21 protein-coding genes are annotated in these 25,695 nt (G+C 53.1%); 14 read left to right on the forward strand and 7 right to left on the reverse strand.

All coding sequences use genetic code 11. The annotated features are described in order from the left end of the window. Positions 1-481: 481 nt before the first annotated feature. Complete coding sequence (uvrB, locus tag QBD29_RS14965; RefSeq protein ID WP_280098886.1) at positions 482-2,659, forward strand: excinuclease ABC subunit UvrB; 2,178 nt, start codon at positions 482-484, stop codon at positions 2,657-2,659. 32 nt (positions 2,660-2,691) lie between these two features. On the opposite strand, the gene QBD29_RS14970 is transcribed toward uvrB, so the two are convergent. Then, positions 2,692-4,986, reverse strand: coding sequence for a glycosyl hydrolase family 28-related protein (locus QBD29_RS14970; protein WP_280098887.1), 2,295 nt, complete (start codon positions 4,984-4,986; stop codon positions 2,692-2,694). 223 nt (positions 4,987-5,209) lie between these two features. Continuing rightward, complete coding sequence (locus QBD29_RS14975) at positions 5,210-5,608, reverse strand: DUF4864 domain-containing protein (protein ID WP_280098888.1); 399 nt, start codon at positions 5,606-5,608, stop codon at positions 5,210-5,212. Positions 5,609-5,776: 168 nt separating this feature from the next. Here QBD29_RS14975 and QBD29_RS14980 point away from each other — a divergent pair, with 168 nt between their 5' ends. Together QBD29_RS14980 and chrA are read left to right on the forward strand one after the other, a co-directional pair. After that, positions 5,777-6,565 carry a chromate resistance protein ChrB domain-containing protein gene (locus tag QBD29_RS14980; RefSeq protein WP_280098889.1) on the forward strand — a complete coding sequence of 263 codons (789 nt, stop codon included), beginning with the start codon at positions 5,777-5,779 and terminating at the stop codon, positions 6,563-6,565. Continuing rightward, positions 6,562-7,821 (forward strand): chromate efflux transporter, encoded by a 1,260-nt coding sequence (chrA, locus tag QBD29_RS14985; RefSeq protein WP_280098890.1) that lies wholly within the window; start codon positions 6,562-6,564, stop codon positions 7,819-7,821. Before QBD29_RS14980 ends, chrA begins: the two co-directional genes overlap by 4 nt. Before the next feature lie 321 nt (positions 7,822-8,142). Here the strand turns inward: chrA and QBD29_RS14990 are convergent, their stop codons facing one another. Then, positions 8,143-9,789: a lysine--tRNA ligase gene (locus QBD29_RS14990; protein ID WP_280098891.1), complete on the reverse strand. Its 1,647-nt coding sequence runs from the start codon at positions 9,787-9,789 to the stop codon at positions 8,143-8,145. A 99-nt stretch (positions 9,790-9,888) separates the two neighbouring features. Here QBD29_RS14990 and QBD29_RS14995 point away from each other — a divergent pair, with 99 nt between their 5' ends. Beyond that, a complete protein-coding gene (locus tag QBD29_RS14995; RefSeq protein WP_280098892.1) occupies positions 9,889-10,320 on the forward strand; it encodes a tellurite resistance TerB family protein in 432 nt (143 codons plus the stop codon). Between the two features lie 7 nt (positions 10,321-10,327). On the opposite strand, the gene QBD29_RS15000 is transcribed toward QBD29_RS14995, so the two are convergent. Together QBD29_RS15000 and QBD29_RS15005 are read right to left on the reverse strand one after the other, a co-directional pair. Next, positions 10,328-11,440 carry a transporter substrate-binding domain-containing protein gene (locus tag QBD29_RS15000; protein ID WP_280098893.1) on the reverse strand — a complete coding sequence of 371 codons (1,113 nt, stop codon included), beginning with the start codon at positions 11,438-11,440 and terminating at the stop codon, positions 10,328-10,330. A 35-nt stretch (positions 11,441-11,475) separates the two neighbouring features. Then, positions 11,476-12,579: a transporter substrate-binding domain-containing protein gene (locus QBD29_RS15005; RefSeq protein ID WP_280098894.1), complete on the reverse strand. Its 1,104-nt coding sequence runs from the start codon at positions 12,577-12,579 to the stop codon at positions 11,476-11,478. Positions 12,580-13,025: 446 nt separating this feature from the next. Here QBD29_RS15005 and QBD29_RS15010 point away from each other — a divergent pair, with 446 nt between their 5' ends. From QBD29_RS15010 to QBD29_RS15025, 4 genes are all read left to right on the forward strand, one after another. After that, entirely contained in the window at positions 13,026-14,546 is a 1,521-nt protein-coding gene (locus tag QBD29_RS15010) for an OmpA family protein (protein WP_280098895.1), read from the forward strand. Between the two features lie 69 nt (positions 14,547-14,615). After that, positions 14,616-15,815, forward strand: coding sequence for a CoA transferase (locus tag QBD29_RS15015; protein ID WP_280098896.1), 1,200 nt, complete (start codon positions 14,616-14,618; stop codon positions 15,813-15,815). After that, a complete protein-coding gene (locus QBD29_RS15020; RefSeq protein ID WP_280098897.1) occupies positions 15,812-16,501 on the forward strand; it encodes a glutathione S-transferase N-terminal domain-containing protein in 690 nt (229 codons plus the stop codon). Before QBD29_RS15015 ends, QBD29_RS15020 begins: the two co-directional genes overlap by 4 nt. Beyond that, on the forward strand, positions 16,498-17,358 hold the full coding sequence (locus QBD29_RS15025; protein WP_280098898.1) for a DMT family transporter: 861 nt from the start codon (positions 16,498-16,500) through the stop codon (positions 17,356-17,358). The genes QBD29_RS15020 and QBD29_RS15025 overlap by 4 nt, the downstream gene beginning before the upstream one ends. An 11-nt stretch (positions 17,359-17,369) precedes the next feature. On the opposite strand, the gene QBD29_RS15030 is transcribed toward QBD29_RS15025, so the two are convergent. Further along, positions 17,370-18,296, reverse strand: a complete 927-nt coding sequence (locus tag QBD29_RS15030; protein ID WP_280098899.1) for a calcium-binding protein — start codon at positions 18,294-18,296, stop codon at positions 17,370-17,372. A 267-nt stretch (positions 18,297-18,563) separates the two neighbouring features. Between QBD29_RS15030 and rpsO the strand changes: the two genes are divergently transcribed. Both rpsO and QBD29_RS15040 read left to right on the forward strand, forming a co-directional pair. Next, a complete protein-coding gene (gene rpsO, locus QBD29_RS15035; RefSeq protein WP_280098900.1) occupies positions 18,564-18,833 on the forward strand; it encodes a 30S ribosomal protein S15 in 270 nt (89 codons plus the stop codon). Positions 18,834-18,917: 84 nt separating this feature from the next. Continuing rightward, positions 18,918-19,241: a hypothetical protein gene (locus QBD29_RS15040; protein ID WP_280098901.1), complete on the forward strand. Its 324-nt coding sequence runs from the start codon at positions 18,918-18,920 to the stop codon at positions 19,239-19,241. On the opposite strand, the gene ilvA is transcribed toward QBD29_RS15040, so the two are convergent. Then, positions 19,238-20,479: a threonine ammonia-lyase IlvA gene (ilvA, locus tag QBD29_RS15045; RefSeq protein ID WP_280098902.1), complete on the reverse strand. Its 1,242-nt coding sequence runs from the start codon at positions 20,477-20,479 to the stop codon at positions 19,238-19,240. The genes QBD29_RS15040 and ilvA overlap by 4 nt on opposite strands. Before the next feature lie 73 nt (positions 20,480-20,552). On the opposite strand from ilvA, the gene QBD29_RS15050 reads away from it, so the two are divergent. The 4 genes from QBD29_RS15050 (at position 20,553) to QBD29_RS15065 (ending at position 25,617) form a co-directional block, all read left to right on the forward strand. Then, positions 20,553-21,773, forward strand: coding sequence for an MFS transporter (locus QBD29_RS15050; protein WP_280098903.1), 1,221 nt, complete (start codon positions 20,553-20,555; stop codon positions 21,771-21,773). Between the two features lie 209 nt (positions 21,774-21,982). Then, positions 21,983-24,106 carry a polyribonucleotide nucleotidyltransferase gene (pnp, locus tag QBD29_RS15055; protein WP_280098904.1) on the forward strand — a complete coding sequence of 708 codons (2,124 nt, stop codon included), beginning with the start codon at positions 21,983-21,985 and terminating at the stop codon, positions 24,104-24,106. A 314-nt stretch (positions 24,107-24,420) separates the two neighbouring features. Beyond that, positions 24,421-25,119, forward strand: coding sequence for an outer membrane beta-barrel protein (locus tag QBD29_RS15060; protein ID WP_280098905.1), 699 nt, complete (start codon positions 24,421-24,423; stop codon positions 25,117-25,119). Positions 25,120-25,311: 192 nt separating this feature from the next. Further along, a complete protein-coding gene (locus tag QBD29_RS15065; protein WP_280098906.1) occupies positions 25,312-25,617 on the forward strand; it encodes a hypothetical protein in 306 nt (101 codons plus the stop codon). Positions 25,618-25,695 lie beyond the last annotated feature (78 nt).

The raw sequence follows: 25,695 nt of genomic DNA on the forward strand, positions 1-25,695 counted from the left end.
CCTGGATTTTGGGGAAATGTGGTTACTGACCGAACGCATGGGAGCGAGGGGTGGGGTGGGTGATATGCACCCGATCAGTAACCAGTCTTGCTGCTTGCAAGATCACTATAGGCATCGCTGCCCAATCAAGGCAATCACAAATTGCGTAAAAGTTGCGCGATTAACAATATACTCTACCCTTGATTTCAGGACTTTATTTACCATTTACTGCTCGGCCCCTGAATTTGTGATTATTACGACGATGGATCGTCACCTTGATGGGACTTTCGGATTACTGAATGAACAAAAGATTAACGTTTCCCTTTTCAGCCAAATAATCGTCCAGCCACTGACAGCCTAGGTCAGCAGAATACGTCTAAATACTCGCTGTTTATGGCGAGGCACATAAATCTGTGCCACAAGGGTTGAACACCGCACCAAGACATTCATGTTAAAGCGGACAGCGAAACGCACGCGGTGCAAAGGAATCACCATGGAGCCCATGCAGCAGCCCATTTTAAACACCCCAACTTTGGATGAGCGCCCGAAACTCGAAGGTGGCAAACCCATTGTGCTGCATACAGAGTTTTCGCCTGCAGGGGATCAGCCCACTGCGATTAAAGAGCTGTGCGGCGGGATCAATGACGGCGAACAGAACCAAGTTTTGTTGGGGGCAACGGGCACGGGTAAAACATTTACCATGGCCAAAGTGATCGAAGAAACGCAGCGCCCCGCCATCATCTTAGCCCCAAATAAAACGCTCGCCGCCCAGCTTTATGGGGAGTTCAAATCTTTCTTCCCAGACAACGCTGTCGAATATTTCGTCAGCTTTTATGATTACTACCAACCAGAAGCCTATGTGGCGCGCTCTGACACGTTCATTGAAAAAGAAAGCCAGATCAACGAACAGATTGATCGGATGCGCCATTCGGCCACCCGCGCATTGATGGAACGGGACGACGTGATCATCGTCGCCTCTGTGTCGTGTATTTACGGCATCGGCTCGGTTGAAACCTACACTGCCATGACCATCGACCTGATCGCGGGTCAGGAATACAACCAACGCGGCGTGATGACTGATCTGGTGGCTTTGCAATACAAACGCAACGACAACGCGTTCGTGCGCGGCTCGTTCCGCGTGCGCGGGGACAGCGTTGAAATCTGGCCCGCCCACATGGAAGATCGCGGCTGGCGGTTTTCGTTTTTTGGCGAGGAATTGGAAAGCATCGTCGAATTTGACACGCTGACGGGTGAAAAACACGCAACCCTTGATAAGGTCCGCGTTTACGCCAACAGCCACTATGTGACGCCGCGCCCCACCATGAACCAAGCACTTAAAGGTATCAAAGCAGAGCTGGGCATTCGCCTCAAACAGCTCGAAGACGAGGGCAAACTGCTCGAAGCGCAGCGGTTAGAACAGCGCACAAATTTCGATCTGGAAATGCTAGAGGCCACAGGCGTTTGTAACGGTATCGAAAACTATTCCCGCTATCTGACGGGCCGCGCCCCAGGGGAACCGCCGCCCACATTGTTCGAATACATTCCAGACAATGCCATCGTGTTTGCGGATGAATCCCACGTGTCTGTCCCCCAAATTGGCGGCATGTACAAAGGCGACTATCGGCGCAAATTCACACTGGCCGAACACGGATTTCGCCTGCCATCCTGCATGGACAACCGTCCGCTGAAATTCGAAGAGTGGGACGCCATGCGACCCCAATCCGTGTTTGTCTCGGCCACCCCACAAAAATGGGAACTGGAACAATCAGGCGGCGTATTTGCCGAACAAATCATTCGCCCAACGGGCCTCCTTGATCCGCCCGTGGAAATCCACCCCGTGGAAACACAGGTGGATGATCTGCTGGACGAAGTGCGCAGCGTGGCCGAAGGCGGCGGGCGCGTACTGGTCACAACCCTGACCAAACGCATGTCCGAAGACCTGACCGAATACATGCACGAACAGGGCATCCGCGTGCGCTACATGCACTCTGATATCGACACATTGGAACGCATCGAAATCCTGCGCGATCTGCGGCTCGGCGCCTTTGATGTGCTGATCGGGATCAACCTCTTGCGCGAAGGGTTGGACATCCCTGAATGTAAGCTGGTGGCCATTTTGGATGCAGATAAAGAAGGCTTCTTACGCTCTGAAACCTCGCTCGTGCAAACCATTGGGCGGGCCGCGCGAAACGCAGATGGCCGCGTGATCATGTATGCTGACCGCATCACAGGGTCTATGGAACGGGCTATTGGCGAAACCAACCGACGCCGTGAAAAGCAACAGGCCTATAACGAAAAGCACGGTATCACCCCAGAAACCGTAAGAAAGAACGTCGAAGACGTACTTGCGGGCCTTTACGAAGGGGACACGGATCAATCCCGCGTCACCGCCAAGGTCGACAAACCGATGATCGGGGAAAACCTGCAAACCCACTTGGATGCCATGCGCAAAGACATGTTGAAAGCAGCCGAGAACCTCGAGTTTGAAGAGGCCGCACGCCTGCGCGACGAGGTGAAACGTTTGGAAGCGGTGGAACTCACCATTTCAGACGATCCACTGGCACGACAATCCGCCGTTGCCGCCGCCGCAGAAGACGCCAAAAAAGCCAGCGGGCGCAGCACCGCAGGGCGGGCAGGCACAACCGTTGTACGCGGCAAAAGTAAACGCAAAAAGTTTTAGGGCAGCTTTAACAGCTGCCCCAACACCATCCTCTAGTCTGGATCATCACAGCGCACCGTCACGCGCACTTTGCCTTTCAGGGGTTGTGACCATTTCAGATCAAAACTCTGCCCTCCTGGCCCAACACCCCCTTCGAAATAAGGCTGTGTGTAAACAGGTGTATTGGAACTGCTGAGCATTTGCCCATCTGGCATCGCCGCCACCACATATCGGGCCTTGGCATCAAAGGGCATGTAATTGCCGATCCCCGTGCGCCAGCCCGCCCCAACTGTGGTGCGGCTCACTTCCAGTGTGACAGGGTTCATCATGTGTTCATCAACCCCTGTAAACGTGTTGCCGATCACTGTGATGTTGCGAAACTTATCAGGCAACAAGGGTGCGATGGAACTGTCTACGCTTTCCACACGCCCAAGGTTTGGGCCCGAAAACGCTTTAAATACATTACCACTGATGTTCAGCCCGTTAATGAAATGCCCTGTGCCATGGGGCTTGATCGAAATCCAACGGAACCATGATGCAGACCCAGCAGACGTGAAATGGTTGCCCGTGATCGTCATCCCACCAAACGAAAACCCCGTGATAATATTGGGCGTTGCATCGTGTTCGTTGGTCCATTCAATCGTACAATTGTCCACATAGTTGCCCACGAACGACAGCTTTGGATGGTTCTGCGCGATGATCAAACCCGACGACCGAATATTCCCGCCTGTGTTGTCATCTTGGAAAAAGTGGTTGCCCGTAATCAACGCCCCGCCGCCGCTGATCACCCCCCAATGCAGAAACCGCAACGCGCGGTTGTTGCGCACCTTCACATCATTGCAGTTGGCGTTAAACCCGATGGTTGTGCGCTGGCTGACCGAAATTTCCTGCTCGTTCGACAGCCATTGGTTGCGATCCAACAGCATCCCCGCACACCCATGCCCCGCAGAGGTCAGGCCGCGATCTTTTGGTGTGGTAAAGAAACAATCTCGCACGTGGAAAATTAGCCCGTCATCGGCAATCATCACACCGCTGGATCGCCCGTTACAGGCAAAATCAATACTGTCGAGCGAGAAGCGGCCCAAGTAATTGAAACCCGAAAAATCCAACAAATACTGGAACCGCGTGAACGTATAGGTTTGGTTTGCAGGTGCGCCATACAGTTGACGGCTGAGCGTCAATTCACCTGTGCTGGCGTTGACAGACCGCACATAGACCTCGCGGCCAACACCCGTGCCCTGCACCAATGATCCAGGCTGCACCCCGCTGACGTTTGAAATGCCCGACAGGTTAAACGGATTGTTGGGATCATATGTGGCGGTGCGTGTGACCTCTACGTCATTCCACGCTGGGCTTGATGCGGCCTCAATCCGACCGTTGCGCAGAACGCGCCGCGATGAAAATGTGTTGCGATTTCCAACCACCGCCTGAACGTCAATCGGGCTGGTCAGGCTCACGGTGCGCCCTTTCATATCCAGCGATTCATGATCGGAAAAATTCAACAAGGCTTGCAAACCCTTTTCCAAGGCCAGTTGTTCATTTCCAAACGCTGTAAAATACGTTGGATAATCGAAATTTTGCAGCAATTGCAGTTGCGCAGCCGCTGGCATTGAGACCGTACCATGAAACCGAATTTCCGATGCAATGGTGACGGTGCTATTCAGCTGAAACACCCCGTCAGGCACCAAAACCGTGCGCCCGTTTGCTGCGGCATCTGCTGCTTCGAAAGCGGCCACGTTGTTGGTACTCCCATCCCCAATCGCGCCATAATCGGTTACATCCACCACATCCAATTTTGACGATGTATAAATGTTTGTCACATCTTCGATGATGATGTCATCTATGCGAACGATCCCGTTGTTCACCCCAGTCAAATCAATGCCGAAATGTCCAAAAACGGGGTCTTGCCCCCAAACCATGTCCACACCGCCACGGCCACCAGACCCGACAATGGCGGACACTTCGATCACCTCACCGTAATTTTCCAGTGCGATTGATGCCCCTGTTTCATCCAAACCCGTGACGTGATTGCCCCCGCTGTCCCCCGCCCATGCGGCAATGCGCACCGATGGCAGTGGCCCAGCAACCGCCTTAATCCGTGCGCGAATTTGCCAATAACATCCCGGTATCATCGGCGTATTGCCCGTATACCGCAGCTTTTGCGTGTTCGACGTTTTCAGCAATTCCAAACACCCGCCAAAATCTGCATCCGCCGCGATCAACGTGGCATTGCTCGCCCCGTCGTATGTGTCTGATCCAGGCGTTCCATCCTCGCTCGACCACACATCAAGCCCAAGCGCAAAGGCTGGTGGCATCAACTGGAGCCCATCGGTAAGTGCCTTGTTCATTCAATGTCCTTTCAAAGCATTCGGGCCAAAGCCCCACAGCAAACCACGCGCTAAACGTCACGCGGGTTGGTTCGTTCGGCGAGGCTGAAAGCTCAGCGCACCATCGCGAAAGGAAATAAGGAACAAGGTTTAACGCTGGATGACAGGACCGTTCGGCACAGCTGCCACTTGCGCATGAAAAAGGGCGCACGCAGCGCCCTATCTGATGAAAATTTTGTGGGGATTACGCCCCGACACCAGCTGTTTGCAGAATGCTGACGCCACTGATCTGCCAGTCCCCAGCGACATTCACCAACGTGTAACGCGCCACGTAATACAAACCTTTAACATCGCGCAGCAGCACATCTTGGGTATATGCCCCATCCGTTTCCACCAATTCTTGGAACGTCACTTCGGCTGGGCGATGCACCATCGGATAGCCGTTCACAACCATTTGCGCAAACCGTTCAGGTGTTTGAAAAATCTGTTTAATATTGGGCGCGGCATAGCTGAACGCAGTTTGGAAATCATCTTTCATAAACGATTGAATTTGCCCCGTGATAACCGATTTAATCTCGTCCTCTTGAGCCTGCAAAGGCATGGCCATCAAGGCCAGTGCAAAAACGCTGCTTAGAATTTTCATGATGTTTTCCTCCAATACCCCTTTAAACCTAGGCTTGTTTCATCGCTCGTCAAACCTCTTGACCCGTCCCACCGCTTTGCTACAACCCATTCAAGGGGAGCGCGAAAGCCCCGTGAGGCGGCAGCCAGAGTTTCGCATCCACATACCTTAACCAAGGAAGGATGCTCTATGCCTGCCCCAAACGAAATCACACAATCCCAACTCAATCGTCTGATCGGCACACCCGATTGCCCCGTCATTATCGACGTGCGCATTGACGCAGATTTTGCCGAAGATCCGCGCATGATCCCAACCGCCCTGCGGTGGGATTTCAACGATTCCGATGCTGCTGCGGCTATGATCGGCGACCGTCGCGCGGTCGTTTCCTGCCACAAAGGTCTCAAACTCAGCCAAGGTTTTGCTGCGATCCTGCGCAATCTGGGCGTGGCCTGTGAATTCCTTCAAGGGGGTCATGTGGCATGGGCCGATGCGAACCTTCCGTTGATCCAACCCGCCCCAACAAACAGCCTCTGGGTCACGCGGCATCGGCCCAAAATTGACCGCATCGCCTGCCCTTGGTTGATCCGCCGCTTTATCGATCCAACTGCCCGCTTTCTGTTTGTCAGCCCTTCTCAGGTTTTGAATGTGGCTGAAAAATTCAATGCCACCGCCTTTGATGTGCCAGATTGCGATTGGACACACAGCGGTGACGCCTGCACGTTTGATGCGTTTTTGAAAGGTTTCGATCTATCGATCCCCGCCCTTGACCATATGGCCCGTATCATCCGCGCCGCCGATACGGACACACTGTCCACCGCGCCTGAAGCCGCAGGGTTGTTGGCGCTGTCCCTTGGTCTGTCGCGCATGTACCGCGATGATTTGGAACAGCTGGAACAGGGCCTTCTCCTATATGATGCGCTGTATCGTTGGGCGCGGGATGCCACCAAAGAAACCCACATTTGGGACGAAACCGCATGAGCCAACCAACCCTAACTGACGCCACCAAAGTTTGGGCCAAAATCGGCTTTCTGTCGTTTGGCGGCCCTGCAGGCCAAATCGCCCTGATGCACAAAGAGGTGGTCGAAACCCGCAAATGGATGTCCGAGCGCCACTTCCTCAACGCGCTCAGCTTTTGCATGTTGCTGCCAGGACCAGAGGCCATGCAGCTCGCCACCTTCGCAGGTTGGCGATTGCACGGAACCCTTGGGGGGCTGATCGCGGGCCTTTTGTTTGTTTTGCCAGGCGCATTTGTCATTTTGGCTCTGGCATTCCTCTACATCACATTCGGCCAACTGCCCGCAGCCGAGGCAATTTTCCTTGGCATTAAAGCCACCGTTGTCATCATCGTGATCGAAGCCCTGTTACGCGTTTCAAAAAAGGCTCTGCACAGCATGGCCCATTGGCTTCTTGCAGCCACCGCCTTCGTTGCCATCTTTTTCCTCAACCTGCCGTTTCCCCTGATCATCTTGGCCGCAGGTGTGTTTGGTTTGCTCACGTCCTCCCCGCCAGAGGACGTTGAAACCCTGTCCAAGGGCCAACCGATTGGCAAAACCATCCGCACCATCCTTTTGTGGCTCGCCATTTGGTGGCTGCCGATTTTGGTGCTTGATGCAATGCTGCCCGCGTCCATCCTCACCGAAATCGCGTATTTCTTTTCCAAACTTGCCACGGTGACATTCGGCGGCGCATATGCCGTGCTCGCCTATATGGGCCAAGACGTGGTCACAGCCAAAGACTGGCTGACCACTGGGCAAATGATGGATGGCCTTGGCCTAGCAGAAACCACCCCCGGTCCTTTGATCCTTGTAACAGAATTTGTGGGCATTCTTGCAGGCTATGCAAACGGGGGATGGGGCACGGCCCTGTTGGCAGCGGGCATCACGCTTTGGGTCACATTCACCCCCTGCTTTTTATGGATATTTGCAGGCGCACCCTATGTGGAATGGATCAGCGCCCAACCTCGCCTGCGCGGCGCATTAAACGCCATCACCGCAGCCGTTGTTGGCGTGATCCTCAACCTGTCCGTTTGGTTTGCCCTGCATGTATTCTTTGGCGAAGTGACCCAAACGAAAGCAGGCATCGCCACCCTGTGGGTCCCCACGTTCAGCAGCCTCAACCCAATCGTCGTGGCGCTGGCAATTGTCGCAGGTGTTCTCCTGTTGGTCCGCCATATGAACCTGCTGTGGGTGCTCGCCATTTCTGGCACGCTCGGTTTTGCATCCTCGCTGGTTTAAACCGCTGACTTGGGCAATTAGGTCCTGTTAACACTATCGACATCTCCGCAGCGCGAGACGGATTTTGCTCTGCACAAGGCATCTGGCGTGCATAAATCTGGCGATTTTCAGCGCCAGATAACGCCCCCTCTCGGGCATGCAAGCATGCCCTGCCGGGCAGCGAAGCAGGGCAAAATCCACCGCGCCGCGTTGCGGTTTCGCGAATTTTCGCCAGACCTGCGTTATCTACCCTTGAAATAGATCACTATTCCTGCGGTCAGATGCCTTGTTCTGACGAAAATTCGACTAAAACTGCGGTGATGTCGTTAGTGGTAACAGGCCCTAGCCCAAGTCGCCGTTCAAACCTGCTTCGATCAACGCCACGGTTTCTTCAACACCATAAAGTGCGATAAACCCACCAAAACGGGGCCCTTGGGATGCACCCAGCAGAACCTCGTAAATCGCGGTGAACCAATGGCGCAGCGGTTCAAACCCATGGTTCTTACCAACTGCAAACACAACAGACTGCAGATCGTCCGCATCGGCCATGTTCAGCGTTTCGATTGGCGCTTCGCCGTTGCCCATATCCGCGTTCTTTTTGTCAATCATGGCCTTAGCCGCATCCACATCCTTCAACGCCGCCGCCAAATCTGCCAACGCCGCGCGTTCCTGATCGGTGGGTGCGCGGAACACTTTCGCAGGCTTCACAAAATCATGGTAATACCGCACGGCAAATCCCGCTGCATCATCCAGACCTGGGTTCGTTTCAGGGGACGCTTCAGGCGCATATTTGTTGATGAACCCCCACATGGCATCCTTCGTTTCCGCCGAAGAAACAGACGCAAGGTTCAGCAACATCGAGAACGGCACAACCATATCGCTGGCGGGTACATTATGCCCATGAATATGGAACACAGGGTTGTTCAACCGCTGCGTTTCATCCTGCGAAGCATAGGCCCGCAACTGTTGGTGATATTCATCCACCGCTTTTGGGATCACATCGAAATGCATCCGCTTCGCGGTTTTTGGCTTTTGATACATAAAGTACGACAAGGATTCCGCCGACGCATAGGTCAGCCATTCATCAATCGAAACACCATTGCCAGACGTTTTCGAAATCTTGTGACCGTCTTCATCCAAGAACAGCTCATACACAAAATGGTCCGGTTTCTTGCCGCCCAAAATCTCGCAAATCCGATCATAGATCGGCGTGTTTGTGGAATGGTCCTTGCCATACATTTCAAAATCCACGTCGAGCGCAGCCCAGCGGGCCCCAAAATCTGGCTTCCATTGCAGCTTCACATTGCCGCCCGTCACAGGCAGCGTGAATTCTTTGCCATCCTCGTCGTCAAACGTGATCGTCCCGTTTTTGCCATCCACATGCTTCATCGGCACATACAAAACACGCCCTGTTTCAGGATGGATCGGCAGGAAGATGGAATAGGTCGCTTGGCGTTCTTCGCGCAATGATTTCAACATCACCTTCATTACGTCATCGTATTTTTCACAGGCCCGCAGCAGCACCTCGTCAAACTTGCCTGACTGATAATACTCGGTGGACGAAATGAACTCATACTCAAACCCAAAGGTATCAAGAAAGCTGTTCAATTTCGCGTTGTTGTGCGCACCAAAACTGTCATGCGTGCCAAACGGATCAGGCACAGACGTCAGCGGCTTTTGTAAATGCGCCTGCAAACTTTCGGCATTTGGCACATTGCCTGGAACCTTGCGCATCCCGTCCAGATCATCGGAAAAACAAATCAATCGCGTCGGAATATCTGAAAGCACCTCAAACGCGCGACGGATCATCGTCGTGCGCGCCACTTCGCCAAACGTGCCGATATGGGGCAGACCTGATGGGCCATATCCTGTTTCAAACAGCACATAACCCTTTTCAGGCGCACCCTTTGAATACCGTTTCAAAATCTTGCGGGCTTCTTCAAAAGGCCAGGCTTTGCTGCTCATCGCAAGATCACGGAGTTGGGACATGATAGATTCCAGTTTTCATTTGGTTCAAGCGCACTCCCTATTGCTCCTGCCCCCAAGGGTCAATATTATCGGCACGAATATCCACCAAAGGCCGCACCAATGACCGCAGATGACCTCAACGAAAGCCCATGGAACCTTCAGGACGCGTTAATTGCGCTTATGGTCTCCACATCCGTGTCCGATACGCAAGTGCGTACATTGGAACTGTTGTCCATTGATCGCGTGGTTGGCCATTTGCCTGTTTTCGCGGATTATGACGCGGATCGCATTACGATCATCTCTCAGACCGTATTCGATATTCTCGAAGACGAAGACGGCCTAGATGCGCTGTTCGGTCTGGTGCGCAGCGCTCTGCCAGAAAAATTCAACGAAACCGCATATGCCCTATGCTGTGATGTGGCTGCCGCTGATGGTCGCTTGCGCGAAGGCGAACTGCGGTTCTTGGAAGAAATCCGTTACGAGATGAACATTGATCGCCTTGCTGGGGCCGCGATTGAACGGGGCGCACGCGCCCGCCACCTAAAGGCGTAACGCCAGATTACTTGATGCTGTCGCGGAACACTTGCCAGTGACGATCAACGATCTGTTCATACCGCGCCGTTTTCTTTAACGCTTCAAGACCTGCATTGAACCGATACATGTTGGTTGTTCCGCGCCAGTGACGTTTGGAAATCACCACATGCAGCGTGGTTGTGGACAACGCCCGTTCCATTGCTTTCACATCACCTGTCATGTCTAGGCTCGCAATGGTACTTGGCCCCAGAAATTCGTTGGCAGACACGAAATCAACTTTACCCTCTGCCAATAACTCAAAACAGGCAGCAGGGCTGTCAGCACGCACCAAATCGATCAGATCGTTGGTCAACCAAAGACGACCGTTTTCTTCCAGATCGTGGGTGAAATAACCTGCTGGACGGCAAAGGGATTTGCCGTGAATATCTGAGTCATCAAAGAACCCATAATCCGCGTCTGCTTTGGCATACAACAACTCCAAAAACTCAAACACAGGCTCCGAGAAATGGAAATTCGTACAACGTTCGTTGTTCGGATCGGCCGCGCAATCTGGTTTGATCCATGGAAAGCCCATATCGAACTTCTTTTCGTCTAACAGCGGGAACAGATGCTGTGACCAATCGTTTTCCCATGTGATCGAAAAGGGCAGCGGGCTTGGGGCCGATTCAAATGACGCATTCACCAATTCGGTGAACATACCACCCCCCAGCCAATCCTGTTGCGTGAACGGCGCGTAATTTGATCCCGTCAACAAACGGATATCTGCATCATCCTGCAGCAATGGCGTCGGATCGGCCTGCAACGCAGTCACAGTTTTTGCAGGCTCGGTGGTTTCAACCGTTTCGGTTTCTGTGGCTGCACTTGCTGCGGTGGTCGTGACATCGTCGGGCGTTTCACCGTTGATGCACGGAACGTTCAGCGCCACACCTTGCGGAAGGTCCACAAGGTTGCCTCCCAACGCCTCTTCGTTTGCGTAATAAACAACCGACCACTTGCTGCGATCACCATAGTAATTTTGCGCAATCGACAACAGCGTATCACCTTCTTGCAAGACATAAGTCCGTCCGCAATCTTCCTGCGCCTGTGCGACACCGGCCACTGTGACCAGCACTCCCCCCGCAATAAGTTGTTTCAGCATAGCATTCCCCCGAAGGCTGCGTTGTGACTTCCGACTTAGAAGCTCTCCCAGATTCGAGTCATGTGGCTATCAACGATGCGCTGATAATCACCCGAGCGTTTCAACCCGTCGAGACCCGTATTGATTAGTTCTAACATCTCTTCCGCTTGCGGGTGGGATTTCCCAACAACCACATGCAAACCTTCGATGGACAGTGGGCGCGATTGAACCACATCAACTTTGTCTTCCAGGTTCAATTCTTTCATGGCTGTTCTGCCAGAAAATTCGTTGATCGCCACGGCATCAACTTTACCCTCTTCCAACAATTCAAAACAGTCTGCCATCGTAATCGGTTGTTCCAGTTTGACCAAACCCTTGGTCAACCAAAGGCGACCGTTGCCTTCCAAATCATGCGTGAAAAATCCCTTTGGACGGCACAGTGTTTTGCCTTCCATATCCGCATCTGAGTTGAACACCAGTGGGCGTTCCTTGGATGTGAACAACAGAACCAAAATTTCAAACATAGGCTCGGAGAAATGGAGGTTCTGACACCGCCAATTATCTGGCATCGCTTTGCAGTCAGGTTTGTACCAAGGATAGGCCAAATCCATCACCGCATCCGTCAGAAGCGGGTCAAGGTGCGCTGACCAATCGTTAACCACGTAAATGCCGAAATCTTTTACTTCGGCGTTGCCTTTCATCGCACTGTCGACAACTTCGGTGATCAAACCACCCCCGGGCAATTTGCGGTCAGTAAATGGCGCATAATCATCTGCCGTTACCAATTTGATTTTACGGTCGCGTGCAGAAACTTGAACCGCCGCAGATGCGTTCGACGATGTGGTCACGACAGCCGTGTCGTCGGTCGAACTTGCCGCCGCTTGTACCGTGCCACCTTCTAACCCTTGTGGAAGCCCCCCAATACACGTCAGGCGCAGTTTTTGCCCAACGCGAATACTGTCAGGATTGCTGCCAATCGCGGCGATATTTCCCTGATGGATCGCTGACCATTTCTTAGCGTCTTTATACTGGGAATCTGCAATTAGGGACAGTGAGTCACCACGCTTTACCGTATAAACCCCGCCGCAGGTCTGCGCAGCAACGGCCGTTGCCCCCATTACCAGCGAAATACCCGCTGCGATCAAACATCTTGTTATCATGGTTCCACTCTCCCATACATTTAGCGGCAATTTGCCAGTATTGTGGGTCACGCGCAACAGTCGTTGACATGTATATTCGGCATTTTTTCATTATTTTTGGGCACAAACATGCGAAGTCTTTGCCAAACTATTGGTAAAGTTCAAATATTGCCGATTTGGGCAACTCAACCCACAATAATCAGACATCATAAGTTGCCGCGAAGAACCTGCATTTTGGAAAATTTCCACAATATATTTCCCCCAAACTCACGAAACATGAACCGCCCTTCACCACAACACGCGCTTTCGTTGACGACCTGTAAAAACCTGTCTACTGAGTGAATTCAGTAAAAGCTGGGGAAGAGCTTTTGCGCGGGGCAGTTTAAAAATCTGAATTGATCACGCGCAGGCCAAAACGCATCTGCGTCCTAAAACCCCAACACTAGTAACAGGGTGGAATTGGTCGCGTGACACATCGTTTTAATCAGCTGAAAATCTCCTTGCTCACGCCTTCCGTTTTGGCTCTCACTCTGGCGCTTGCCGCCCCAAACAGCGCAATCGCCCAATCAGTCAGCCTATCCCCTGCTCCAATTGCCGAATACAATGCGCTTGTCTCTGATTGGCAAAGCAAGCGGGACGCGTTGAACGCCGCCCTTGCGAAGAAATCCGAATTCGAAACGGAAACACAATCGCTCACTGAAAAAGCAAACGCGCAGCAAGCGAAAATTGATGCCGCAAAAGACGGGCTCAGCAGCGCAGTTGTCAAAGTTGCCAGTGCCAAAAAACGCCTTTCGCGCGTGGACACATCTGACGCGGACCCACAGGGTGATGAACTGTCCACAGCTCTAATCCAGAGCCAGACCGAACTTAACACCGTCATCTCCTCTTCCGAGGATCTGCAATCCAGCATTTCAGCGATGAAAAACGAACATGAAAAGTTGCGCTCCACGGTGGATCAGTTGAAAAACGCCGCTGCGGCAGCCCAGGCCGCAGTCAGTGCCGCAGAAGTCCTGGTTGAAGCCGTTAAATCCGCACAACAGGCCATTTCCGAAGGTGATGGTGGTTCTGAAACGGATTTGGAATCCGAATTCTTCCAAGACGCTGTGGCCCAAGCCGAAAACGCCAGCAAATCAGAACAAGCCGCCAAAGCCGCCCTTGCCGCCACACGCAAACGCCAAATCGAAGTGGGTGAACGTTTGCTCAAAGCAGATGAACAGCTGGCCAACGCCAAACAGGCCGAAACCAACGCTTATGAAAAATTCGCAGCCGCCGATGCCGCCTTCAAGGCCCATCAGAAAAAGCGGAACGCAGAAATTGCGGCGCGCAACGAATTGATCGAAGGTATTGAACAAGAACTGTCCATCGCCCAAGACCAACTCGAAGCGCAACAAGCGATCCTGCAAAATGAATCTCTGACAATGCAGGATTTCACCGCGCAACAGGCCGCAGCCGCCAACACGCTTGCTGATCTGCAATCCGATGTGGATCGTGCCCGCAATGCGTTTGAAACCGCAACGAAAACACTGCGCGGCGATCAGAAAACCCGCGCGGTCCAGTCCGCAGCAATTATCGCGAACCTGAACGCCAGCATGCGCGAATTGATGATCGCTTCGGCCCCTGCAGCGGATACAAGCACGGCCACGGATCGCGTTATCCTGCCTGCCTCTGCATTGTTTTCAGCAAGCTCGGCAAAGCTGCAAAATGCTAATGGCGTTCGCCTGAATGAGATCGCCGCGATTTTGAAAGACGCAACAAACCGTGTCCCCGAAGGCATCGATTGGATGATCCGTGTCGACAGCTATGGCACTGGCAATTCGGGCGAGGCATGGTTCCTCAGCCAAAATCGCGCCCTGTCAGTGGCACAAGAACTGATCGCAATCGGCAAATTTACTGGATCACAAGTTTCAGCAAACGGCTTGGTAAACGCTCAGCCATTTTCTGATGCAACACAAAACGGCTGGATCGAAATCGTTCTGACGTCACGGTGATCCGCGCGGCCCTTGCCAATCCAGATCAATTGCTTTGAACTGCCGCAAACGAAACCAAAAGGCAGCCCAATGACATCCCTGTTCGAAGGCATTCGCATTCTCGACCTCACCTCGATGATTTCGGGGCCCACCACCACTATGATCCTCGCGGATCAAGGGGCGGATGTAATCAAAATCGAAACCCCTGAAACTGGCGATCACACCCGCATGGTGTCCACTCGTCGTGCTGGCATGTCCGCGTCTTTTGTGAACAACAACCGCAACAAACGTTCGCTTACGCTTAACCTCAAGGACGACCGTTGCCTTGCAGCGTTTCAAGCACTTGTGAAAACGGCAGATGTGATCGTGCAGAACTTTCGCCCTGGTGTCGCCGATCGTATCGGCGTTGGCGAAACGGCCTGTCGCGCACTCAAAGACGATATCATTTACGTGTCGATTTCAGGCTTTGGCGAAACAGGCCCCTATGCGCAAAAACCCGTCTATGACCCGCTGGTTCAGGCTCTTTCAGGCCTAACAACGGTGCAGGCAGGATCGGATCAAAACCGCCCTCGATTGGTGCGCACAATCCTACCCGACAAACTGACGGGATTTGCCGCATCACAGGCCATTTCCGCCGCCTTGTTTCACCGCGAACGCACAGGCACAGGGCAGCATATTCAACTGTCTATGCTCGACACTGTTATCTCGTTTCTTTGGGGCTCCGACATGGGCGGGCACACGTTTGTTGGCAATGAATTTACCCAAGAAAACGCCCAAAGCTTTATCGACCTGATCTATGAAACCGCCGATGGCTATATCTCGGTTGCGGTGCAATCCAACAAAGAATGGGCCAACCTGTCCCGCGCCTTTGACATGCCCGAACTGGTCGACGACCCACGGTTCAAAACGGCGGCTTTGCGCGGCAAAAACATCGACGAACGCCTTAACCTGACCCAAGAGGTTTTGCGCACCCGCACCACCGAAGACTGGCTCGCACGGCTCGAAGCAGAAGATGTCCCCTGCGCCCCCGTTTTGCATCGCCGCGAAATGCGCGTTCATCCGCAGGTGCAGGCCAATGATACCATCATGGAATATGAACACCCCACTGCGGGTCGCCTGCGCCAAGCCCGCCCAGCGCCACGGTTTTCGGAAACGCCCACATCCGTGCGCATTCCACCGCCAGCCTTAGGGGAACACACAGCCGAACTCTTGGCCGAAGCAGGACTATCTCAAACAGATATCGCCACACTCGCCGCCGAAGGGCTGATCAAACTGGGGGACAGCGCATGACCAAACCACTTGATTTTTACTATTGGCCAACTCCCAACGGTTGGAAAATCTCTATCCTGCTCGAAGAGTTGGGCATCCCCTACTCCACCCACATGCTCCACATCGGCAAGGGCGAACAGTTCACTCCAGAATTCCTCGCGATCAGCCCAAACAACCGCATGCCCGCCATTGTGGATCATGACGTAACTGGCGATCCCGTGTCCGTATTCGAAAGCGGTGCAATCATGTGGTATCTAGCAGAAAAAACGGGGCAATTCCTGTCCGAGGACCCAGTGAAGCGCAAAGAAACACTGGAATGGTTGTTCTGGCAAACGGGCAACCAAGGGCCCATGGCGGGGCAACACAGCCATTTTCACAACTACGCCCCTGACAGCGAAAAAGGCGGCTATGCCGCCAAACGATACGCTGGCGAATACACGCGCTGTTTGGGCGTGTTGGAGCGCCGTCTTGAAGGGCGGGATTACATCGTAGATGACTATTCCATCGCGGATATGATGTGTTGGCCTTGGGTGCTTATCGGCAAGGCCATGGGGCTCAGCCTAGACGAATTTCCAAACGTCATTGCGTGGCGCGCCCGCGTCAAAGACCGCCCTGCCGTGCAACGCGGTGTCAGTCTTGGCAAAGACAAACGCCCAAGCCGCCCTCATACCGATGCGGAACGCAAAATCCTGTTTGGTCAGAAATGAACGACCAAGCCAAAGGCCTGATCCTCACCAGCATTGGCGTTTTGTCTGTCATCCCCGACAGTTTGATCGTGCGTCTTGTGGAAACGGATGGGCTGACATTCATGTTTGTGCGCTGCGGTTTGGCAGGCTTGATGATCGGCCTGTTCACCCTGTTTCGGCACGGTTCAAACACCCTGCAAGCCTATAAAAACTTGGGGCGCTCGGGCCTGCAATACGGTGTGCTTTTGTGCATTTCCACTTTTTGCTTCATCTATGGTTTGCGCCTAACATCCGTGGCCAACGCATTGTTCATTGTTAGCACATCCCCTGTTTTTGCTGCGCTCGCCAGTTGGGCCTTTTTGGGGGAACGGTTTTCGCCGCGCATGATTTGGACCACTATCTTTGCCCTGATCGGCATTGCGATTATCGCTGCGGGGTCTCATTCAGGGGGGCAATCATCCCTACTTGGCGATGCTATAGCCCTTGGCGCTGCAGCCACGCTGGCCTTTGCCTTTACCACGGCACGCGCGTCGCGCAGCATGTCCATGGTTCCTGCAACCGCCATCGGGTATGCTCTGACGGCGATGATTTGCGTGCCGTTTGTGCGGTTTGACACACTGTCGCAAACCGATCTGACCCTTTTGATCATTCTTGGGGGCATGTTCGTTCCATTGGGAACGGCGCTTATGTCGCTTGGTCCACGCTACATCACCGCATCCGAAGTGTCCTTGCTCCTGTTGCTGGAGGCCGTTCTCGCACCGTTGCTTGTTTGGTATGTGGTTGGCGAAAACCCTGGTCCTTATGCCTTGATCGGCGGAGCGGTTGTTTTGAGCACTTTGTTCATTTCAAACATGATCGGCCTGAAACGCGGGCGTTAAGGCATCGCATCTTACACAAGGTTTAATTGCACATCCGCAAGATCGAGCCCCTGTGCCCCCGGGATGCGCATCACTTCCACGCCGTCCACAAAGATAGACGCGCCGCTGCCATCTTCAAAATCCTGCACATCCACGTCAAAATCGTCTAATTCTTGGCGACCTTCATGGCTGTAGATGTCCACTTCAAGACGATCCTCAGCCGCATCAAAATCCATCACTGTCGGCGCTTCTTCTACCCAAGTGTTAAAGTAGCTGGTGAAGGTATCTTCCCCCTCGCCGCCATAGGCTTCGGTGGCACCGCGAATGTGCAATTCATCGTTGCCTTCGCCACCATAAACCTCATCCACTTCCCCTTCGGTGTCCGTGCCAATTGCGGTGATAGTGTCATCCCCCGAGTCGCCGTGAACCACATCCGTGTCAATGCCTGTTGCGATATCGTCATCACCCGCACCGCCGAACACATCGCCAGTGCCATGGCCAGAAACGATCACATCCTCGCCGTCACCCCCAAAGATGGTCGCGTCTGACTCCCCGTCAGTAATCAAGTCATCGCCAGCCCCCCCGTGTAAATGGCTGATCGCGTCATCTTCAAAACCGCCGCGCAAAGTGTCATCCCCATCACCGCCAAACATGTGATTATTGCCCGACCAATCCGTCAAAACATCATCCCCTGCACCGCCAGACAACGTGTCATCTCCGTCGCCCCCCGTCAGGCGATCATCCCCCCAACTTTCCTCTGGCGTGCCGTCATCCTCTGCCATCAAATCCTGATCGGCACTGTCATCGTCTAGGATATCAAGCAGATCACCCCCTGTGTCTTGCGACACCGCATCCGCTTCACTTTCGGTATTTTCCGATGGCTCATCCTCAGACGCCACCAACCCTCCAATGGCGGTTCCCGCGAAACCCAAAACCGAAAGAATAATTATTTCCAACATCTGCCCATCCTTTTCACAGCGCAGCAGACCCACGCCACGTGAAATACGCCCTACAACCCCTTAGACATGGATACAGCGATATCAGAAACAAAGGGTTAATAGCAAAAACCTGATCTAGGACGGGGCCCATGGTCACGCGGATTTCCCCTTTCCTTTTAAACGATTCTCGCCTAAAGACCCCCATCTGCTGAATTGCAGATACTCCACGGGCCTTGCTGGACGACATCCCGGCCTGCGCCATAACACTAACTCATGAAGGAGACCCCGATGTCGATTACTGCTGAAGAAAAAGCACGCTTGATGAAAGAATACGCAACCAAAGAGGGCGACACTGGTTCCCCAGAAGTACAGGTTGCGATCCTGACATCCCGCATTTCAACGCTGACAGAGCATTTCAAAACCCACAAAAAAGACAACCACGGTCGTCGTGGCCTTTTGAAAATGGTTGCCCAGCGTCGTAAACTGCTCGACTACACAAAAGCAAAAGACGAAGCACGCTATCAGGACCTGATTAAGCGTCTCGGCATCCGCCGCTAAGCGATCTTTTGATCTGAATTTTGAAACCCACTCTTTGCAAAAAGGGTGGGTTTTATTTTGCCTCAATCACACAAACAGACCGCTATGATTATTCGCCACGCCACGCTTTACGGAACGGTTCCAGCCAAACACCAACCCGCATTTGATGCCCATATGGCAGGACCCGTTATCGCGGCAATGCAGCAGTATCCAAACATCGTAAAAGTCGAGCTAGAAAAGATCACTGAACAGGGTACAGAAACCCCGCCGATCTATTTGCAGTTCAATTCTTATTACGCGACTTTGGAAGACATGAACGCCGCTTTGGCCAGCCCTGTGCGCGACACCGTAAAGGTGCTGACCCAACAGGGTTTGAAACAGTTCGATGGCTATATGACTCATTCCGTGTCACAGCTTTTAACGCCCTAAACCAAGAAGTCCGCGATTGCCGTATCTTCGGTGATATCGCGCAAGCCAAACCCAGCTGTCGCCGCCGTTTGTTCAAGCTTTGCGAAATTGGCCCGATCATCTGTTTCGATACCGATAAACACCGTCCCGAAATTCCGCGCTGATTTCTTAAGATATTCAAACCGCGCAATATCGTCGTTTGGTCCCAGCATGCCCAAAAAATCCTTCAGCGCACCAGGCCGTTGGGGCAGGCGCAGGATGAAATACCGCTTTAGCCCTAAATACCGCTGGGCCCGTTCTTTTACCTCGGGCAGACGTTCGAAATCAAAGTTCCCACCCGAGGACACACAGACAACCGTCTTTCCTTTGATTTGATCGGCAATATCCGTCAGCGCATCCACCGACAACGCGCCAGCGGGTTCCAAAACCACGCCTTCCACGTTCAACATTTCGATCATGGTGGTACAAAGCCGATCCTCTGAAATGGCCAACACTTGATCTGGCGTCACATCCATCAGCGCCGCAAAATTGCGGCTGCCGATCCGCGCCACAGCGGCCCCATCCACAAAGCTGTCCACGGTATCAAGCGTCAGCGGCCCCTTATTGGCCACCGCAGCTGCAAGGCTCGCCCCACCAAGAGGCTCGCAAAACACATAGTTCAGCGCGTCCATCCCAAAATAGGAAACGATTCCCGCGGACAATCCACCACCCCCAACAGGCAGCACAATCACATCTGGGATCCGTCCCAATTGCGCTTCGATTTCCAACGCGACAGAGGATTGCCCCTCGATCACATCCATATCATCAAACGGCGACAGGAAATGCCCTGCCTCAGCTTTGCAAAATTCTTGCGCCGCGGCCAATGTGTCGTCGAAAAAATCACCGACCAGTACAATTTCAACAAACTCACCGCCAAAAACCTTGGTCTTCATAATCTTTTGCTGCGGCGTTGTTACGGGCATGTAAATCACGCCCTTCACCCCAAAATGTTTGCACACAAACGCCACACCCTGCGCATGGTTGCCCGCGCTGGCACAAACAAACAGGTTTTGCTTTGGGGTCTTTGCCAAAACCTTGCTGATCGCATTAAACGCCCCACGAATTTTATAGGATCGAACGGGCGACAGATCCTCACGTTTCAACCAAATATCCGCGCCAAACTTTTGGGACAGATGATCGTTGCGTTGTAACGGAGTGGCTTCAAACACAGCGCGCATCGCCTTTGTGGCTTGCGCTGTTTTATCTTGAAAATCGATCATGGGATGCTCGTGCGTTTGTTTGCACCAAAGCTAACGCATTGCACGCCCCAGAACCACCCGCTAAGGTTTCCAAATGGCACCCAATCGCCTTTCTCTCAGCCTGCAATCGCTGGTCGTTCTTACCACATGTGTCTTTCTGTTTGGCATGGGGCAGTTTCACCGCGCCGCAGGGGCCGTTGTTGCCCCCGTTTGGCAGGATCAATTTGCGCTCAGCGCGGATCAGCTTGGCTTTGTGATTTCTGTTATTTTCATTGTGAACATCGTGGCCCAAGGCTTTATCGGCACGCTGCTCGATAAATACGGCCCGCGTATCATTATTAGCCTGTTCCTCCTGATCCTTGCCCTTGGCACGCTCGCTTGTATTTACGCCAACTCCTTTGTCGGCCTTGTGGTTGCGCGCCTTGTTTTGGGCTTGGGGTTGTCCGTTGGCGGTGTTGGCATGTACATGTTGCTGGCCCGAAACTTCCATGCCGATCAATTTGGCTTTCTCAACGGTCTTATGGTGACGATTGGTGGCATTGGCGGGCTCGCCGCCACGTATCCGCTGGCCTTTGTCATTGATCGTTTCGGCTGGACCAACGTGTTCATCGGTCTTTCTATTTTCACCGCCTGTCTGGCTGCAATGGTCTTTGCCACCGCGCAAAAAGAACCCAAGGAATCGGACACAGCTCCACAGCCCAAAATCAGTTTCTTTTCGCTGTTGAAAAACAAAAACCTGCACCCGATCCTGTTGATGGCCATCGTCACATGGGCTCCCATCACCTGCATCACGGGTCTTTGGGGCGGCCCCTATTTCAAAGCCGTTCACGGGCTGTCGCTCAATGAAACCGGTGCATTTCAAATGCTGTTTTTTGCGGCCACTATGACATCGGGAACCGTGTTTGGCCTGATCGACAAATACACCCACATCTCACGTTACACGGTGATCCTTACCGCCTCGGCCATTTCTGTTCTGTGTCTCGCTGCTTTGGCGCTGGCAGACGCGCTGCCGCTTTATGTGGCCGCTGCGCTTTTGTTTGTCATGATCTTCTCACAACAATTCTACGTCCCGCTGATCGCCCAGTTGCGCGATGTGGTGCCAGACGCTGCCATCGGTCGTGCGTCGAGCCTTTATACAATCGTCGCCGTGGCGGCGATCCCCGCGTTTCAAACCCTGTTTGGCATCGTCATCCAATCCACCAACACACTGCCGCCCGAAACCAGCTATCAATACGCTTTTGGCGGCATGGCGCTACTTATCCTGATCCCATCGCTGATCTATGCCGTCCTACCAGCGGCGAAAAACCCTGTTTGACACGTCAGAACAGCCTCAACGTTGCGCCACTTCCGCCCAGTGCTGCACGCAACGCTTCCCTTTCGACGCAACCTCCTGTAAACGCGCGTCATCTGAAATGCAGCGTTACGGCCCCGCCGCTGCAAACGATGATCTGGGGCGGGACGCAATGGGGCGTCCAACACAACAAGGCACTGCGGGAAGGCCCCTTTGCCTAGAATGGAAAAAGTATGTTTGACGAAGTCAAAAAATCAATCGAATGGGGCGGTGAAACGCTCACTTTGGAAACGGGTAAAATTGCCCGTCAGGCCGACAGCACAGTTATCGCCACTTTGGGTGAAACTTCTGTTTTGGCCGCTGTTGTCTTTGCGAAGAAAGAAAAGCCAGGAATGGATTTCTTCCCACTGACCGTAAACTACCAAGAAAAATACTACGCCGCAGGTAAAATCCCAGGCGGTTTCTTTAAGCGTGAAGCACGCCCAACAGAAAAAGAAACACTGACAGCACGCCTGATCGACCGTCCGATCCGCCCGCTGTTTGTTCCGGGCTTTAAGCACGAAACACAAGTCACTCTGACAGTTCTGTCCCACGATCTGGAAAATGACCCGGACATGGTGGCGATGATTGCCGCATCCGCGGCCCTTACCCTGTCTGGCGCACCGTTCATGGGTCCAATCGGCGGCTGCCGCGTTGGCTTTGTGGATGGCGAATACGTGTTGAACCCATCCGTGGACGACATGCACGAGCTGCGCAACAACCCAGAACAGCGCCTTGATCTTGTTGTGGCTGGCACCAAAGACGCCGTAATGATGGTTGAGTCCGAAGCCTACGAACTGTCCGAAGCAGAAATGCTTGGCGCCGTTCAATTCGCGCACGAAAGCATCCAGCCAGTGATCGACCTGATCATCGACATGGCCGAAGAATGCGCGAACGAGCCGTTCGACTTCCAAGCACCTGACTATTCCGACATTTTGGCGAAAATCACCAAAATCGGCGAAGCAGACATGCGTGCGGCATTCGGCAACACAGACAAGCAAGAACGCACCGCCGCTGTTTCCGCAGCCCGCGACGCGATCATCGAAGCCTTGTCCGAAGAAGAGCGCGAAGACAGCAACCTGTCCACCGCCATGAAAAAGCTGGAAAGCTCGGTTGTGCGTGGCGATATCGTCAACACAGGCAAGCGCATCGACGGTCGTGATCTGACTACCGTTCGCGGTATCGTTGGTGAAACTGGCCTTCTGCCACGGACACACGGCTCTGCCTTGTTCACACGCGGCGAAACACAGGCGCTGGCTGTAACCACACTGGGTACAGGCGATGACGAGCAGATGATCGATTCACTGCAAGGCATGTTCCGCTCCAACTTCCTGCTGCATTACAACTTCCCTCCCTACTCTGTGGGCGAGTGTGGTCGTATGATGGGCCCTGGCCGCCGTGAAATCGGTCACGGTAAACTGGCATGGCGTGCGTTGCAGGCGGTTCTTCCTGCCCCAACGGATTTCCCATACACAATTCGTGTTGTGTCCGAGATCACAGAATCCAACGGCTCCTCCTCTATGGCATCCGTTTGTGGTGGCTCCTTGTCCATGATGGACGCAGGCGTTCCATTGAAAGCACCGGTTGCTGGTGTTGCGATGGGCTTGATCCTTGAAGACGACGGCAAATACGCCGTGCTGACAGACATCCTCGGCGACGAAGATCACCTCGGCGACATGGACTTCAAAGTGGCTGGTACAGAAAACGGCATCACGTCCTTGCAAATGGACATCAAAGTTGCTGGCATCACCACCGAGATCATGGAAAAAGCGCTGGATCAGGCCAAAGACGGCCGTATGCACATCCTTGGCGAAATGAACAAAGCACTGTCCGAGACAGGTTCCTTCTCCGAGCATGCACCACGCATTGAAACCATCAACATCAACCCAGACAAAATCCGCGAAGTCATCGGCTCTGGCGGTAAAGTGATCCGCGAAATCGTGGAAACATCTGGCGCGAAAGTGGACATCAACGACGACGGCACAATCAAGATCGCTTCTTCTAACGGCGCACAAATCGAAGCCGCAAAAGAAATGATCATGTCCATCGCAGCTGAACCAGAAGTGGGCACAATCTACACTGGTACAGTCGTGAAAGTGATGGACTTCGGTGCATTCGTGAACTTCTTTGGCAAACGGGACGGTCTTGTACACGTATCCCAAATGGCAAATGAGCGCGTTGGTCACCCAAAAGACGTCGTGTCCGAAGGTCAATCCGTTAAGGTGAAACTGATGGGCTTTGACGATCGTGGCAAGGTGCGCCTGTCCATGAAAGTGGTCGATCAGGAAACTGGCGAAGAAATCACAAACGAAGAGTAATCGCTCCCCCGCCCCAGACCTGATCTGGGGCCACACAAAATTCAGAAAGGCCTCGCATTTTGCGGGGCCTTTTTTACATCATGGCTCAAAAACAGCGCATCCAGAATTATTCATTTTCAAATCTCACAGCCGCCACAACAAATTGTGCGCTTTAATTTCAAAGACTTAACACCATTTTTACTGTGGAATCTGTTGCCTTTTCACGACGCACTCCGCTTTGGAAACCGAAACGTTAAACCGTGTGAATTTTCGTTGGCTTGTTCCAAAAACCACCGCTTCCTAGACCGAATTTACCAAAAATAAGGAACTCGGAAATGAATACATTCAAAACAACCGCTCTCACCCTCGGCGCCTTGTTGGTGTCTTCTGCGGCTTTCGCAGACGGCCATTCAAACGCACCTAAATTCTATGGTCATGTCTTTGGTGGATACACCAATGCGCCTGATCTTTCCTTTTCTGGAACGATTGGCGGTGCCCCGCAAACTGTGGCCACAGAATTCGGGTCGGGCTATAACTTCGGTATTGCTGTTGGTAAAAACATCGGCGCGTGGTCGAACAGTAAAATCAACACCCGTGCGGAAATCGAATTGTCCTACAGCCGCGCAAACGTGGATGCGATCGACTTTTCTGGAAATGGTGTAGGGTTTGAACCAAACACATCTGGCAGTATTTCCACCACGAACCTGTTTGCCAACGTTCTGTTCGATTTCAAGACCTCAACGAAATGGACCCCATACGCAGGCTTTGGCGCTGGTGTCGCATTCGTCGACAATGATCTCGTCTATGGTCCAAACGTTCGTATTTCTGACAGCGATCAAGCTTTTGCCGCACAGCTGATTGCTGGCACATCTTATGAACTGTCAGAGCAAATGGACCTCACCTTTGACGCACGATATTCCCGTGCATTCAACGTGTCCTCCTCTCGGTTGAACGGCGCAGGCGCGTCCACGGGCACAGTGACCGAAGACGTGGACAATCTGCGCGTTAACGTCGGTGTGCGCTTTAAATTCTAACCACACCCCAAGCGTTTCGCGAAATACAAGGTGCACGTTTCGCGAAACGCACCCGAATAAAGACACTCAACACCCGCATTAAAACTGTTCAATCACGCCCTCATCCCAAAACCGTGTCTTATCGTTATTTGAAACGTGAACATGATTCACGTTTACTGATTTCAACAAAACTTTCTTGGAAAGGAACTGAATATGACACTGGTAAAAACTCTGATCCGCCCCGTGATTATTGGCGCGACAGCTCTCTCTCTCACCGCTCCAATGGCTCAGGCGGATGGCAAAGATGTTGCGCTGGGACTTGTCGGCGGATTGATCATTGGCAAAGTCATCGCTGACAGCCAACAAGACCGCGCCGAAAATCAATACGTTTACACCAACCGACACAAAGCACAGCGGCACAAGCATGTGTCCAAGCGGCGTAGCTTTTACAAACGCCATCGTCATGGCGGCCGTATCCACACGCATCGGTATCACAAACGCCACACCCACTGGAACTAACACGCCAGCCCGCAGGTCGCGCTCTCCCTTTGGCGCGGCCTGCACCTTTATTTGCATTGAACATCAGGGCGCGGGTTC

This window comes from Amylibacter sp. IMCC11727 (assembly GCF_029854195.1).
In the GTDB taxonomy this organism is placed as follows: domain Bacteria; phylum Pseudomonadota; class Alphaproteobacteria; order Rhodobacterales; family Rhodobacteraceae; genus Amylibacter.